General features: G+C 47.8%; 8 protein-coding genes. 1 reads left to right on the top strand and 7 read right to left on the bottom strand.

The genetic code is table 11. The features are described 5' to 3' along the window. Positions 1 to 51: 51 nt before the first annotated feature. The 7 genes from AC1DE7_RS16920 to AC1DE7_RS16890 form a co-directional block, all read right to left on the bottom strand. Complete coding sequence (locus AC1DE7_RS16920; RefSeq protein ID WP_477534843.1) at positions 52 to 3,249, bottom strand: alpha-mannosidase; 3,198 nt, start codon at positions 3,247 to 3,249, stop codon at positions 52 to 54. 4 nt (positions 3,250 to 3,253) lie between these two features. Next, positions 3,254 to 5,608 (bottom strand): glycoside hydrolase family 3 N-terminal domain-containing protein, encoded by a 2,355-nt coding sequence (locus tag AC1DE7_RS16915; protein WP_477534905.1) that lies wholly within the window; start codon positions 5,606 to 5,608, stop codon positions 3,254 to 3,256. Between the two features lie 36 nt (positions 5,609 to 5,644). Then, entirely contained in the window at positions 5,645 to 6,565 is a 921-nt protein-coding gene (locus AC1DE7_RS16910) for a carbohydrate ABC transporter permease (RefSeq protein ID WP_036605781.1), read from the bottom strand. Between the two features lie 23 nt (positions 6,566 to 6,588). Beyond that, the gene (locus tag AC1DE7_RS16905; protein ID WP_036605780.1) at positions 6,589 to 7,518 is read right to left on the bottom strand and encodes an ABC transporter permease; all 930 of its coding nucleotides are present in this window, start codon (positions 7,516 to 7,518) and stop codon (positions 6,589 to 6,591) included. Between the two features lie 77 nt (positions 7,519 to 7,595). Further along, positions 7,596 to 9,068, bottom strand: a complete 1,473-nt coding sequence (locus tag AC1DE7_RS16900) for an ABC transporter substrate-binding protein (protein ID WP_477534842.1) — start codon at positions 9,066 to 9,068, stop codon at positions 7,596 to 7,598. Positions 9,069 to 9,349: 281 nt separating this feature from the next. After that, positions 9,350 to 10,864 (bottom strand): response regulator transcription factor, encoded by a 1,515-nt coding sequence (locus AC1DE7_RS16895; RefSeq protein WP_127547020.1) that lies wholly within the window; start codon positions 10,862 to 10,864, stop codon positions 9,350 to 9,352. Between the two features lies 1 nt (position 10,865). After that, positions 10,866 to 12,695, bottom strand: a complete 1,830-nt coding sequence (locus AC1DE7_RS16890; protein ID WP_127547017.1) for a sensor histidine kinase — start codon at positions 12,693 to 12,695, stop codon at positions 10,866 to 10,868. A 212-nt stretch (positions 12,696 to 12,907) separates the two neighbouring features. On the opposite strand from AC1DE7_RS16890, the gene AC1DE7_RS16885 reads away from it, so the two are divergent. After that, positions 12,908 to 15,730, top strand: a complete 2,823-nt coding sequence (locus AC1DE7_RS16885; protein ID WP_477534841.1) for an endo-beta-N-acetylglucosaminidase — start codon at positions 12,908 to 12,910, stop codon at positions 15,728 to 15,730. Positions 15,731 to 15,732 lie beyond the last annotated feature (2 nt).

Raw genomic sequence — 15,732 nt, 5'->3', positions numbered from 1 at the left:
CGTGTAAATTTTTAGTTGAACATGTATAGCTCAAAAATATTTCAAAAAGGTTTACCGCAGTAGCACGGTTTGTATTTGGTAAGGTTTAAAAGATAATGTAATCTGGCCATTGGTATGGGCCAGTGGTTGGACCGGTTCTTCCAGTGCGTTGGAGTGATACGCCTGTTCAAAGGCATGTGGCCATTGCAATGTGATGTTGTCGCGTTTGCCTGATGATTCATAGAAACGAAGTATGGTGCCTTGTCCATCCTCTGCCAATTTGACGGTATCTAGAATCACGTGGCTGCTGTTGAAGTTAATCCAGGAGCCCGTAGCTGGGCGAGAATGTTTGGCATTTGCAGTTGCATCTGCGGTTGAGTCTACTTCAGCCCCTGCAATCTGTTGTATCTGCCCCATCTGTTGCACTTGCTGCGACTGTTGTACTTGTTTCACCTGCTGTACCGTCACCTCATGATTTAACTCGGCAGCCTGACGTACGGTGTGTGCAGTTCGCCAGTCTCCGTCATGTGGATACAGGGAATAGGTGAATTCATGTTCTCCCAGATCGGCTGTGCGATCCGGCCATTTTGGTGCACGCAGCAAGGACAAACGAATGGTGCTTCCCTGCACGTCGTACCCGTACTTGCAGTCATTGAGGAGGCTCACGCCGTATCCATATTCGGACACATCCGCGAAGCGATGTCCACAGACTTCATACTGCGCTTGTTCCCAGCTTGTGTTGCGATGTGTTGGGCGTTCCAGTGCGCCAAATGGAATTTCAAATGTTGCCTTGGAGGTCACCACATCAATCGGGAAACCAACTTTCAGAAGTTTGTGATTTTCGTTCCAGTTCACCTGTGTCTGGAAGTCGATACGTCGTGAATCATGATAAAAGACGATATCTTGTGTGATTTCCGATTGATGTAGCTTCCAATGGAAACGCAGGACATCTTTCGTTGAACCCGCAAGCACCAGCTTTTTCTCCAACAGTTCCACTTCGCCAGCAATCTGTTCCTCATAACGACTGTCGATATCCCATGCATCCCAGAGCGTTGGACGATCGTGGAAGAAGTGAAGTTGATTGCCTCGTTCACCCGGCTTCAGCATCTCACGCTCTGCGGTTTTATCCCACAGACGGGTGATCTCCCCACGTTCGTTGAACTGCACATGATAAAAGGCGGTATCCCATGTATCATTTAAGGTTGGTTGTGCGGCAAGGGTGGTCATTTCCCGTACATTCGTTTCCCTTGTATTTTCCGGTACCAGCCAAATCGTCTTATATCCAAACGCCGGAATGTCTGTCACGAGAATAGACATGCTGCCATCCTCCCGATCCATCCGCAAGCGCTGGCCTTTTTCATCGATGCCGTAGCGATCCAAGCCATCCTGAACAGGAAGTTGAACGACTGCACTCCGTTTCCAGCCCAGGCTGTTGAATACAACATAGGCTACTGAACCTTCCGGTCCATCTGTGTTGATACCCGTTGTCAATGCAGCAATGCCTTGATCCAGTCCGGTTCTGCCCAATTCAAATACCTGTACATATTCCTCATTCGAAGTGACGTAGGACTCCGTAATCGCCGATCCCGGTATAATATCGTGGAATTGATTCAGCAAAATTAATTTCCAGCCTTCATGCAGATTCGAACGCACTTCAGCTTCTGCATCTGCCTCCATATCTGGCAGAGCGAGTGTATTCCACAGCTCAGCTTCTCGATACAGAACCTCCGCTTTCCGGTTGTTACGCTTATTGCGCGCATGGGTCGTATAGGTTCCCCGATGTAACTCCAGATACAGATCGCCATGCCACTTCGGAAGTACAGGTTGCTCCTTTTCAATTCCGTCAAAGAAAGCTCCAGCTGTGCTATATCGGCTCGCAGGCTGACCTACCATCAGGTCTGCGCGATCCACATACTCCAGCATCTCGCGTGTTACACCACCGCCGCCATCACCGTGTCCGTATAGAAGCATATGCTCCGGATGAGTTGCTTTCTCACGGTAGGACTGCCAGTGATCATGAATGTCCTTCGGCAGGGTGTGTTCGTTAACCCCATGATTGAGGTAGGACAGGATCGGTGTGCCGTCAATACCCACCCAATGGAAGAGATCGTATGGAAACACATTTGTGTCATTCCATCCGAGCTTTGTTGTCATGAAATACTCCACATTGCCATGCTTCAAAATCTGCGGCAGGGAGGCACAGTAACCAAACGTATCCGGCAACCATTCAATCTGTGATGTCTTGCCAAACTCCTCCATATAGAAACGCTGACCATATAACATCTGGCGAATCAGGGACTCCCCGCTCGGGATGTTCAGATCCGGCTCAACCCACATGCCGCCAACCAGTTCCCACCGGCCTTCTACAATCCGCTGCTTCACCCGTGCGTACAGCTCGGGATCATGCTCCTTCAGAAACGCATATAATAAGGGTTGGCTCTGGGAATAAACATAGTCCGGATATTCATTCATGAGTGCATCCACGGTGGAGAAAGTACGGCTCGTTTTGCGTACCGTCTCACGTACAGGCCACAGCCAGGCAATATCAATATGGGACTGTCCCACCATATGCTCCAGACCTTCCGCGTTTCCGCCAATCTCACGCACATGATGCTTCAGATTATTCTCAATCTGACGAATACCCTCACCCTGCTCAATCTCTTCTGTTGACATGCCTACAAATTGATCCATCGCACGATATACCAGTTCTAACAGGCGAACCCGCCGAAAGTCACTTTCCGGTAGCAACACAGCCGAATCACGCACAATAATGACGGTATACATCAGACTACGAACCGCTTCATTGGGTCTCACCAGCAGGCTCGTAATTGATGTGATCGGTGGCTGAATAACCGCCTGTTGATTCAACGGGTCTACAGGTTCAGGTACTGGATCAAACATCTCGATCTCCAGTTCTGGAGCGTTTCCGACTTTGGATGGATCAAGCGTGACGTAGGTATGATTGCGGTCAAGGCCCTGATAAGAGTTCCCATTTACCCGAAGCAAGCCTTCTCCGCCTGTCTCAAATACAAGCCCATAAGGTGTTTGCTGCCATGTAGCAGGAATCTCCAAACGTGTTCTGAAAAAATAAGTCGTTCCCTGTTTGCTCGGAAAACGCTCAAAATCTTGCCCTTCGGGGTACTCACCCTGATCCTCATACTGTCCTGGCACATGATAATAAGCGCGGGTAATGTCCCAGTTGCGCAGCTGTAATTGCTCCAGCCACTGATGTTCGGACAACTCGCGAATAAATCGTCTAATACGTTCCAACGTCTTACGCCTCCCTTACGGTCAGTTCGGCTATTTGCGTATCGTTTACGCTGCTGCCGATATGAATATGGAATTGTCCTGGTTCAACGACAGGCTTCAAATCACGACCAATATACTGCAGCTGCTCGGCCTCTATGTGGAATTCCACGGTCTGTGTCTCTCCCGGCTCCAGGTTCACTTTTGCAAACCCCTTCAGTTCCTTGGCTGGACGAGTTAGTGAGCTGACCACGTCAGAGATGTACATCTGTACAACTTCTGCACCTGCATAACGGCCGGTGTTGGTCACGTTCACCGATACCGTAACTGAATCATCAGTTGTCATAGATGCAGCACTCAGCTGCGGTTCACTGTACTCATATGTGGTATAGCTAAGTCCGTATCCAAATGCATAACGTGGCTCCAGATCCTCTTCGAGGTAACGTTTGCCTCGGGAACGTTTGCCGTTATAATAGATCGGTAATTGGCCGACATGCTTCGGAATGGAGATCGTCAATTTGCCTGACGGATTCACATCACCGAATAAAATATCTGCAATGGCACGACCGCCCTCTTGACCCGGATACCACGCCTCCAGAATTGCATCGGCATGTTCATCCACCCAAGGTTCAGTGATGGGACGACCATTAATGTAAACAACGACAAGCTTCTTGCCGAGCTTGTGAATCTCCTGAATAAGTTCCAACTGTACTCCGGCAAGACCCAACGTCATCCGGTCGATCCCTTCGCCACACTCCATATCATTCCAGGAGTTAACCGACACATTGGAAGCCCCCGTCTTCAGATCAATTGTTCCTTCTCCAAAGTCACGTGCACTGGAGCCGCCAACCACCATAATGACCGTATCCGCTTGACTGGCAACTTCGATCGCACGCTCGAATCCTTCTTTCGAATCACCTTTGATCCGGCAGCCTGGTGCATAAAGAACCTGATCTGTACTGCTGTCACCAGTCAAAGCACCAACAGAACTCTTCTCCGTTTGCCCATCCACATGACTAGCCAGCTTACTGCGAATCCCATCCAGTACCGTCGCCACTTTCGACTTCGGTTGCGGAGATGTGTAATCGCCCAGTTGATTGTAGGCCTGATCCGCATTTGGGCCGATCACGGCAATCCGGCCCACATTTGCTAACGAGAGAGGTAACGTGTCAGCCTCATTTTTGAGAAGTACAACCCCTTCCGCAGCCAACTGGCGTGCCAGTTGAATATGCGCTTCACTTCCAATTACTTCTGCTGCCCGATCCGCATCCACATAAGGCTGTTCGAATAAGCCCATTCTGAACTTCAACGCCAGCACGCGAGAGGTAGCCTGATCCAGAACCTGCATATCAAGTTTGCCTTCTGCCACCGCCTGCACCAGATATTGCCCAAACATCTCACCGGACATTTCCATATCGATGCCTGCCTCAATCGCCTGTACGGAAGCTTCCATTCCATCTGCCGCGACATCATGCCCACTTGCCAGCATGTTGATCGCACCACAATCCGTAATGACCAGACCGTCAAAGCCCCAATCCTTACGCAAAACATCTTCCAGCAATTCCGTATTCACGGTGCAAGGCGTGCCATCAATTTCGTTATATGCTGGCATGATCGACGCAGCGCCCGCTTCCACCGCTTTGCGGAATGGATAGAGATCCACTTCCAGTAGCTCGCGCCAGCCCATATGTACAGGCCCTGCATTACGTCCGCCTTCTGAGCTGCCATAACCAACAAAATGTTTCAGCGTTGCCGCTACTGTATCTCCACGGTCAAGACTTTCACCCTGAAGCCCTTCTACGGAAGCAACTGCCAGCTCTCCAATGAGAAACGGATCTTCACCGAAACATTCCTCCGTACGTCCCCAGCGCGGATCACGCACAACATCCAGTACCGGAGAATAGGTGACCGCACCACCTTGAGCACGTGTCTCCCGTGCTACTGCCCGGCACATCTCCCGATACAGATCCACATTCCAGGTGCTCCCCAGTAAAAGAGGGACAGGATAGACCGTTCCGTCAATAGCCATATGACCATGCGAGCACTCTTCCCCGATCAGAATGGGAATCCCCAGTCTGGAATGTTCTATTGCATAACGTTGAATCAGATTGACCGCCTCAGCGCCTTCTCTGGCGGATAGTCCATTTTCCAGCGTAACGCCCGTCCACGGATCTGCGCGAAGTGCACCATAGAGGGAGCCGACGCCCCCATTTTCCACTTGCTGTTTAAAGGATTCGTTTAACGTGATGTTCCCTTGATCATTCGTATAGGTCTGCCAGCCAAATGGCTGCGTAAGTTGACCTACCTTTTCTTCCGTAGTCATCAGGCTAAGCAGGTGTTGTACCCGTTCCTCTACGGATTTGCTTTGGTCCTTATAAGTCATCAATCTGCATCTCTCCAATCCTATAACGTGATCCGGTTATTCTTTGACCGCGCCCACCGTCAGACCCTGTACAAAATAACGCTGGAAAAACGGATAAGCGAATATAATCGGTAACGTAGCAAGCACAACCATCGCCATTCGGGACGTATCCTGCGGAATGGACTGCATGGCTGCCAGACTCATCGAACTGTTAGCAGAGTTCTGCTGGATAAATTGAATACTCGACTCAATCCGCATTAACATAGATTGCAGTGGTACCAGATTCGGATTATCGATGTATAACAGCGCATTGAACCAATCATTCCAGTAACCGAGTGTACTGAACAACCCGATGGTTGCCAGTCCCGGCAAGGAGAGTGGAACCACGATTTTCATAAAGGTATAGAACTCACCGGCGCCATCAATCTTCGCCGATTCAATGACTGCATCCGGTACACTGGTGGAGTAGAATGTACGCAGGATCATAATATAGAAGGCATTCATCGCCAGCGGCAGAATAAGTGCCCATAACGTATCTTTCAACCCGAGCAGCTGGGATACGACCATATAGGTTGGAATCATCCCGCCGTTGAACAGCATGGTAAGAATTGCAAAGATGGAGAAAAATCTCCGATATCTGAAGCTCTTGCGGGAAACCGCATACGCATACAGCGACATGAGAATCAGACTGATGATGGTACCAAGTACCGTCACCAGGATGGTAACTCCATACGCCCGCAGTAGCGTGTCCCCACTCTGCCAGACAAACTGATATGCCGCGAGACTCCATTCTGCCGGAATCAGACGATACCCATCACGGGCCAGTGCTTTCTCGTCTGTAAACGAGATGATGACTACAAATATAAAAGGAAATACACAGATCAGAGCGAATAGACCTGCGATGATGTTCATGATCACGTTCCATCCGTTGGATACGTGGTGGAAGTCGCGTTTTTTAACAAGCCCTGCTTGAGCCATAGTGGTTCACTCCTTTCCCTGTCCTAGAATAGGCTGCTGTCTTTATCTACTTTGCGAACAACATAGTTGGAGATAATAACAAGCACAAAGCCCACCACGGATTGATACAATCCCGCTGCTGTACTCATGCCAATCTCACCACTAGTTTTCAAACCTCGATATACATACGTATCAATAACATTGGTCACGGAATAAAGCGTACCCGAATCCCTTGGCACCTGATAGAAGAGTCCAAAGTCGGCATAGAAAATGCGGCCTACGGCCAGCAAGGTCATAATCGTGATGATGGGCGACAGCAACGGAATCGTAATATTGCGAATCTGCTGCCATTTGCTTGCTCCATCAATCATGGCTGCTTCATACAGTGATTTATCAATCCCCAGTATGGAAGCCAGATAGACAACGCTGCTATAACCTATGGTTTTCCATAGCGCTACGAATACCAGAATATACGGCCAATATTTCGCCTCGGAGTACCATTGAATTGGTTCCATCCCAAACCAGCCGATAATCTGATTCAACATCCCGCGATCCATGCTCAAGAAGCTGAATGCGAAGTAACCAACGATAACCCAGGATAGAAAATACGGCAGAAACATACCGGTTTGATACAGTTTGGCGAGTCGTTTATTCACTAGTTCCGAGAGCAGGATTGCCAATGCCACAGCAAATACCAGTCCCAGGAAGATAATGGCGATGTTATAAAAGAGGGTGTTGCGTGTAATGAGCCATGCGTCACTTGTGCTGAACAGGAATTTGAAATTGTCCCAGCCAACCCATTCACTCTTCATCAGACTTGCCCAGAACCCTTCACGGCTGAATCGATATTCTTTGAAAGCAGCCACCGTGCCCACAAGTGGCAAGTAGGAGAAGAAGAAGAACCAGATGGCGCCTGGCAGCACCATGAGCAGCATGACTCGGTTTCTAATCAGGTTTTTCAAAAATGTAGTCATTGTGGATATCCTCCTTCAGGCTTGAATGAAAAAGGACCGGACGCGATAAGCAGCCGCCCGATCCTTACGATGTACTGTTACTTGTTTTCCGCTCTCCAGGCATCTAGCTGGCTTTGGGCTTCAGCCATTACTTTCTCCAGTCCGGCTTGATTGAACTTCTCAATCACTTGATCCAGATTGGCTGCCGGGTCCAGTGTACCTGTCATCAGTGCTGCCCAATATTGCTCTTTCACGTTCTGTACCGCCGTCAGTTCGGACGATACATTGCTTGCATCAAAGTTAAAGCTGAGGATCGGGGAATTGACACCTTCAGCGTTAAACTTCTTGAACTCATCCCATTTGTTATCCGGGTCATTGCTGTTCAGATAGAGCAGCATGTTGTTCCCAAGGGAGTATGAAGGCATATCGTAGTTTTTCGATTCAGGCAGATTTTCCATATGTGTGTCATCCACTTTTTTGTAGTGTGTGCCCTCAATACCGGAGTCCACCATATTACGCAGCACAGGATCTGTATTGAGCAGGTTCAGGAATTCCATCGCTTTCTCCGGATATTCCGAGTTGGCCGAGATGGCCATGATGGAACCTTGTACAGATGTATTCGTTATAATTGCTTCACTTGCAGGTGTTGAAACGACTTGATAACCGTAACTTGCAGACCATTGATTGTCCGCGAGCGGCTGAGTCTGTGCACGATCCAGGAACCAGTTGCCCGATGTTGTCAGGTCGTTCGTGGAACCTGTTGTTGCCGCTTCTGCCGATACATAACCAGCCTTGTAGTATTTGTGCATCGTAGTAAGTGCTTCTTTCATTTCAGGTGTTTCCAGTATGTTTACAAGCTTATAGTCTGTTGTATCCAGCTTGATTGCCATTGGCAGATTCTGAATGACATAGTCATAAGGCACGTAAGGAACATAGTTTTTATCCATGGCAAATGGTGTTACACTCGCCTCGTTTTCCTTAATTGTTTTGAGCAGAGGCTCCAGACTGTCTAACGTACGAACGCCAGAGATGTCCAACTTGTATTTATCAACCAGCATTTGGTTAAAGCGCCATACCTCTTGTTGTGGCAACTCTTTGTTGGCTGGAATTCCGTAATTGTGTCCATCTACCTTGGAACCGCTGAGGAATGCAGGATCAATGGTCTTGGTAAGATCCTGACCGTATTCAGCAAGCAGGTCATCCAATTCAAGGAATGCACCTTTTCTAGCATTTTGTACATAATCGAATCCACCAGAAGAAGTGAACAGAATGTCCATTGGCTCACCGGATGCTACGTTAACCTGCATCTTCTGCGGGTAGTCACCCCAGTCAACCATCTTCATCGTTACCGTGGCATTAATTTTCTCTTTGGTATACTTGCTCACTTCTTCCATCACTTTATTGACGTCTTTCTGAGGGGTACCGATGGTATACCAGATCAACTCTACCGCGTCATCTCCAGCTCCCCCGGATTCTGAAGCATCTTTGCTTCCTCCACAGGCACTAAGAACAAGTGTAACGGCCATTAACAATGCAAGAACGAGTGAGAAGTGTTTTCTTTGTTTACTCATTTCTTTGATCCTCCCTTTTCGTGTTCCCTTAGGCTCTACTTACTAACTGCTTTAACCTTATCGAATGAAAGCATTTACAAAAAGAAGATAAACTTAAGTTTTCGAGGTACAAATTAAAGAGAAATCGTCCTTGGGCATCTATTTTGTACCTATTTAAATAAATCGCTTACATAAAAGAGACATGCCGGGTAACGTATGCCATGATTTTCTACCATGCCATTCCTGTTCCCGGTATGTCTCTTGGCTCTCTGTCCGCATGGTTGGATCTACCCGTCACCGAATTAACCAAACACCTTGAAATCAGTCGGTGAAATCCCTACATATTTGCGGAACTGTTTATAGAAATACCCCGTCTCCCAATACCCTACATTTCGGGCGATCTCATGTACCTTCAGATTGGAATTGCGTAGTTGCTCCTTCGCACGTTCAATTCGGTATTTGTTGATGTATTCGGCAAACGTCTCCCCTGTCTCCTTATGGAACAATTGTCCCAAATACACCGGATGCAGATGATAGTGGGCACCCAATAGCTTCAAGGAGAGCTCTTCTGCGTAGTGTTTGTCGATATGCTGAAGCACTTGGTTTACAATTGGATTTTTCAGATCCTGCAATAGGGATTGGATCGTCTGCGACCCAACCTGCTGAAGCGCCCGCACGAGCTCATCAAAAGTGCCACTGTCCAGTACAAGTTGAAGCCCTTGTTGGTATATGGCAGACTCATCCGAGTGTTTGATGCTCTCCAGTTCCATCTTGAAGCGAATCACAACTTCCAGTGCGGTATTCTGTAACTCCCCAGGTGTAAGCCCATCGCGATGCTGTTCAAAATCCATGCGAATCCGGTCAGCAAGTTGTTCAGTATTGCGGGACAGAATGAGTTTGGCATACTCCCTCCATTCAATGAAAAAGGTCGCCGTTGAATTTCCGCACCTTTCCAGCATGGCATGGTCGATGACTTTAAGGTCGGGATAAATCATCACATACTGGAGTGCTTTTTTGGCCTCGGCATAACTGGTCGGCGCATGGTATAACCCTTTCATCAATCTGCCTGCTCCAATGCGTGCCGCCGGATGGGTTACGGTTATCTCATCAGATAATGCCTGCAAGCCATCCATCAACTTCTGTTCCTCGTCACTCGTACCCTGAATGTTGGCAATAATGACGATGTCTCCATCGATATCATGAAATACGTTCAGATGGCGTCTGTCTCTCAGCATCTCTTCTACACGTTCAAACATGCCAGGTACTTGCCCTTTGTCACGCAGAATGGCCACAGCAACGTCCGGTGCATCCAGCGAAAGGTTCATGAACTGGGCACGTTCTTCAAATTCAGTAGCTGCAATCTGCCCCGTAAGCCATCGATGAAGAATGTTATCTTTCAGAATCTGGATGCCATACGCATCATCGGCTTGAGGTGATACCGTATGATCCAGCTTGGACGCCGTGTTGCTCAGCGTGGATTCCAGTTCCTCTACATTAATCGGTTTGAGCAGATAGTTTTCGATCCCCAATTGCATGCCTTCCTTCAGATATTCGAACTCATTGAAACCACTGAGGATAATGACCTTAAGCTCAGGTTGCACTCGCCTTGCTTCCCGAATCAGATCGAGACCATTCATGAGTGGCATGGATATATCCGTAATCAGAATGTCCACAGGCTGAGAAGAGAGCGCTTGTAACGCTGCTTGCCCATTACCTGCATGACTCACAATTTCCATACCAAATGAAGACCAATCCACAATATCGTATAAACCTTCAATGATGAATGGCTCATCGTCCACAACAAACACCTTGTACATGTTAAACACCTGTCCCTTCTGTATGTGGATAACGCACCCTGATCCGTGTTCCTTCTCCGAGGGTGCTCTCTATGGTGATACCGAACTCTGGCCCATACAGGAAGCGCAATCGACTATGGACACTGCGTAGCCCGAACATCTGACCAGACTCTTCAGGACGTTCCAGTTCTTCAAGGATTTCCGTCAGGCGTGCCGGATCAATGCCTTTGCCATTATCTTTGACTTCCACTTGCACCACATCATCTGTCTCTTCCACAACAATGGATAATCGGTTATCCGAACGTTCTGTCTGAATGCCGTGTACAACATAATTCTCAATGATAGGTTGCAGCGAAAGTTTGACCACAGGGTGTTGATAATATGCAGCATCGATCTGGATCGTATATATGAAAATATCCTTGTAGCGGATTCGGAATAATTCCAGATACAAGCGGCAAGCTTCCATCTCATCCTTCAGCGTATAATTTTTCTTTTGCTGTACCAGGCTCTTGAACAATACGGATAAACTATAGATCATCTCGCCAACATCTCTCGCCCCTTGGGATATCGCCCTCATCCGAATCACTTCAAGCGTATTGTAGAGAAAATGAGGGTTGATGCGCGCCTGCAATGCGACCAGCTCGGTCTCCTTCTGTTTGATCTCGGCCTTGTAGACCCGTTCAATATACAGATTCAGCTCATCCAGCATGTCGTTGAAGCTATGTGAGATCTGCCCCAGTTCATCATCTCGCGGATCGTCGATGCGAGCCGTCAAGTTGCCATATTTCACTTTTTGGGTGAAGCGAATAATTCGACGGGTTCGTTTGGCAAAGTTAATAATGAAAAATGCCGGAACCAGCACGGCAAACAAAATACATACGATACTGATCGAGATAATGGTATTGCGAATCCCCGCATAGGTTTCAGCCATCTCTTCCACCGGAACGGTACCAATGACCACATACCCCTGATCGGCGGAGACAAACTTGTTGACGTACATGTTCTGCTCCTTTTTCATTGAATCCATATCCGTCTGATCAAACAGGGAATCGGCCACATTCACATAAGGGTACTGCTTACCGTAATAATGATCGTTGGAGTCAAATAACACTGTACCTTTCGCCGATAACACCACGATGTCTCCTTTGAGATTACTCTCGTAGTTATCCAGCGCATTACCGATTCCTTCTGAGTCAAAGAAGACAAGAAATTGGCCCAGATTCCGAAGAGTCTGTGTATTGTTAATCGGTACGCGGATGGAGTAGAGCGCAGGGTCCCATTGATTAATCTCTTTGCGAATCCAGTAGTTGGGTGCACTGATATTGGGCGTTTCCATCGCCATCACGTCCGGAATATAGGAATGAGCTACATTGGCGTCCAGCTTGCGGAACTGCTTGTGTTGATTAAAGGTAGACAAATCCTGCTGCTCAGCGCTATACAACATGAGTTGGTTAATCTGCGAATTGCGATCCATAATATTTTGAAAATGTTTCAATACATCGGCCGAATAGTCATCCTGATTGGCGTAATATCCATTGGTCATGTGCTGCACATATTCAGCGTACGAATGATTCATCAGGTACGTAATGTTGGCGGACAGCGCCTCATTCTGATGCATGTCCCTCACCATGTTTTGTACCGATTCATACTGCTGATGAATGTACCGGTCCACATGTTCCATCGCCGCTTTCTGGATCGCCAGTTCCCGGCGAATCGTGGAGTCGGACACCGACAGGAAGATGATATAAGATAACGTAATGATCGTGACAATCGATATCATCGAGAAAATCAGGAGCATTTTCATAAACATATTATTTTTGAAGAAATTATTGTAAACGCTAACAATTTTCAAGTCGCATGTTCCCTCCGATGCTGTTTTCCTGACTTGAATTATACCATCAGGCTTCTGACATTAACTTGTCACCTGCAACTTTTCTTTAGTTTATATCTGTGTTTCTTTAATTTTACCCTATTTAAAAACGCTTTCATCCACTATCGTTAACCATAAGTTTAGCTTTGTGTAAAAGAATACCTTACATTCATTCCACTTGAAGGAGGAACAGCATGACACGCAAACTCAAAGCAAAAGGCATCATTCCCAAGGTCACTGCCATGGTCCTGACTACGGCTCTGCTTGGACAAGTTGTTGCATCATCCGTTTATGCCGGAGACACACTCCCTTACACAGGCGAAAGCGCCAAAGGGATGAATCAGCCCTATCAACACGGGTACACCTCGGCCCAGATTCTGAACTGGACACCGGAAAGTGATATCCATGGTGATCTCCTTCGTGCCCATGTTCCCTTGCAGCCCCGTAATGAAGCGTTCGCTGCCACACAGGCTTATCCTGAGCTTAGCCCGGACACCCAACTGTTCACAATGAGTGGTGATTATGGCAATGCATTCTTCGATAGCACACCTTATACCAATGAATTCAGCCAGTACCTGTTTAATTATTGGCAATATACAGACTACTACAGCTATTGGCACGGCATGGCCTCTGCGGGAGTACCTGAGGAGCTGTACGATCCGAGTAAAGAGTGGACGGAGAAATACTTCGAGTTTGGCATTTTGAACATTCCGAATCCGGCCTACACCAATGCAGCCCACAAGAACGGCGTTAAGTCCATTGCTAACATCTTTTTCTCGGACAATGACCGTGGCCCACAAACCTATAAACAAATGCTGATCCAGGATGAAAACGGTAATTTTCCTGTGGCCGAGAAATTGGCCGAGATGGCAGAATACTACAACTACGATGGATATTTCTTCAATCAGGAAGAAGTTGCCCGGGGTGTAGCCCCTGAAGATATCGCATCCTACAAGAAATTCATGAAATATCTAAGAGATAAAGGCCTGTACGTTCAGTGGTATGATTCCACCATCAATACAACAGGCAAAATTCAATACCAGAACCAATTCAATGGGCTCAACAGCCCCTTTGTACAAGATTCCGTTCTCGGCAGAGTCTCGGATTCCATCTTCCTGAACTATGTGTGGAACCACAAGATGCTCCGCGACTCCCGTGATCATGCCCTTAGCCTGGGACTGGATCCACTGGAAACCGTATTTGCTGGTGTCGAAGGTGGACATGACAAATTCGGCCGCTGGAAGCAATCCTATGACCTGCGCCATAACCTGGATGAGAACGGTCAACCCATGAACAGCATCGCGACATTAGGTGCCGACTTCACCCACAACGCTCTGGATGAAGAGATGGGCGATGGCAGCACCAATCATCGTGCGGAAGATGAGTACCAGTGGATGACCTTTGTACGTGATCGTGCCTGGTGGTCTGGTCCAAATCAAGACCCGACAGATGCACGTCGTAATGCGTCTGCCGATCTGTCGGATGTGTATGCTTCCGGTGCAAATTGGGATGGAATTGCCGCTTATCTTACCGAGCGATCCGTCATCAACGGCTCCAATTTTGCGACCAACTTCAATACGGGCCACGGCCTGAAATATTATGAAGACGGTGCTGTCTCGAACGATAAAGAATGGTCCAATATCAACATTCAGGATATCCCTGTCACTTGGCAATGGTGGATGGATAGTGAAGGCGACAAGCTCAGTGTTGATTTTGACTATGGTCCCTCTTATGAGAAAGGCGCAAGGTACAACTATGACTCCATTGGCGCGTTTAATGGCGGCAGCTCTCTCGTGGTGAACGGCACACTGAACGCGGAGAACTTCCTGCGCCTGTACAAGACCGACCTGTCCGTCAACGGACAATCGAAACTGGAACTGACGTATAACAAACCGTCGACTAGTGACGCTTCCTCCCTGCATGTTGGGTTGATCTTCGAAGATGATCCATTCAACGTGGTCAATGTGGAAGTGCCTCAGTCAGGCCAGCATACTACAGGTTGGAAGACAACTTCGCTGGATTTGAGTGCATATCATGGCAAAACCATTGCCGCTATGGGATTATCCTTCGACCCGAATGGCAAGGAGATTGAGAATTACCAGATGAATATAGGCGAGATCCGTATGTCCGACGGTTCAGCGGCTGTACCGGATGCACCGACCGGATTCCATATTGCCAAAGCACTGACCAACACCGATGAACTGGTTGTTGCATGGGACATGAAGGACTATTCAGAGGTCAAACAATACAATTTATATGAAAATGGCGCCTATGTAGGCGGCGTGTATGATTCCACTTTTTATATCAAATCGCTAAAACAGCCATCTGGTGAACTGTCTATACGTGCGGTTGGTGCAGACGGTACCGAAAGTGAAGCAACCGTCCTGCCTTACGATCTGAATGCAGCCGTTCAGGATATTGATGTGAAATTCAAAAAGAATGGCGATGCTATTGTAAGCTGGAAAAACCCGAAGAAAGCGAAAGATTCAGGCAAAGATAAAGATAAGAATACGGATAAGGACAAGGATAAAAATAAAGACAAAGGAAAAGGCAACGAGTCTATTCAACTCACACTAGAAACAGAATACACAAAAGAGCCTTTCACCAAGTCGCTTCAGGTCAAAAAAGGAAAACAATCTGCCGTCCTGACCGGACTTCCGACCAACGGTGAGCATTACGTGCTGAACATCGCCATTGGCGGGCAGAACCCGGTAACCCATACCGGACAGCTCGCAGATCTTCAGATTACACCATACGCCAAGGAAAAGGTCACGGTAAAAGATGGAAAGTACACATTAGCCCTCCCGGATCTGGAGGACTGGTATAAGATCTATGTATATGAAAATGGGGTACCACGCGAGTTCGGAGTCACTTACGTTTCGCAGAAATTCCCGTATATCATTCGGGGAAGAACAAAGCTGAGTGAACTGACCTTCACGCCAGCGTCCAGCAACAGCTCTTTGAAGCTGGTCATTGAGGATTATGCGGGCAATCAGGCCAGTACGATTTTGAGGTAATA

This window comes from Paenibacillus sp. 10L310 (assembly GCF_056395745.1).
Note: the sequence above shows the minus strand (reverse complement) of the source record. Positions and strands in the feature narration are given on the sequence as shown.

What these genes read in the sequence shown, in the direction of transcription:
- AC1DE7_RS16915 (WP_477534905.1), bottom strand. Translation starts at nt 5,608, where the DNA reads ATGACTTATAAGGACCAAAGCAAATCCGTAGAGGAACGGGTACAACAC.
- AC1DE7_RS16910 (WP_036605781.1), bottom strand. Translation starts at nt 6,565, where the DNA reads ATGGCTCAAGCAGGGCTTGTTAAAAAACGCGACTTCCACCACGTATCC.
- AC1DE7_RS16905 (WP_036605780.1), bottom strand. Translation starts at nt 7,518, where the DNA reads ATGACTACATTTTTGAAAAACCTGATTAGAAACCGAGTCATGCTGCTC.
- AC1DE7_RS16900 (WP_477534842.1), bottom strand. Translation starts at nt 9,068, where the DNA reads ATGAGTAAACAAAGAAAACACTTCTCACTCGTTCTTGCATTGTTAATG.
- AC1DE7_RS16895 (WP_127547020.1), bottom strand. Translation starts at nt 10,864, where the DNA reads ATGTACAAGGTGTTTGTTGTGGACGATGAGCCATTCATCATTGAAGGT.
- AC1DE7_RS16885 (WP_477534841.1), top strand. Translation starts at nt 12,908, where the DNA reads ATGACACGCAAACTCAAAGCAAAAGGCATCATTCCCAAGGTCACTGCC.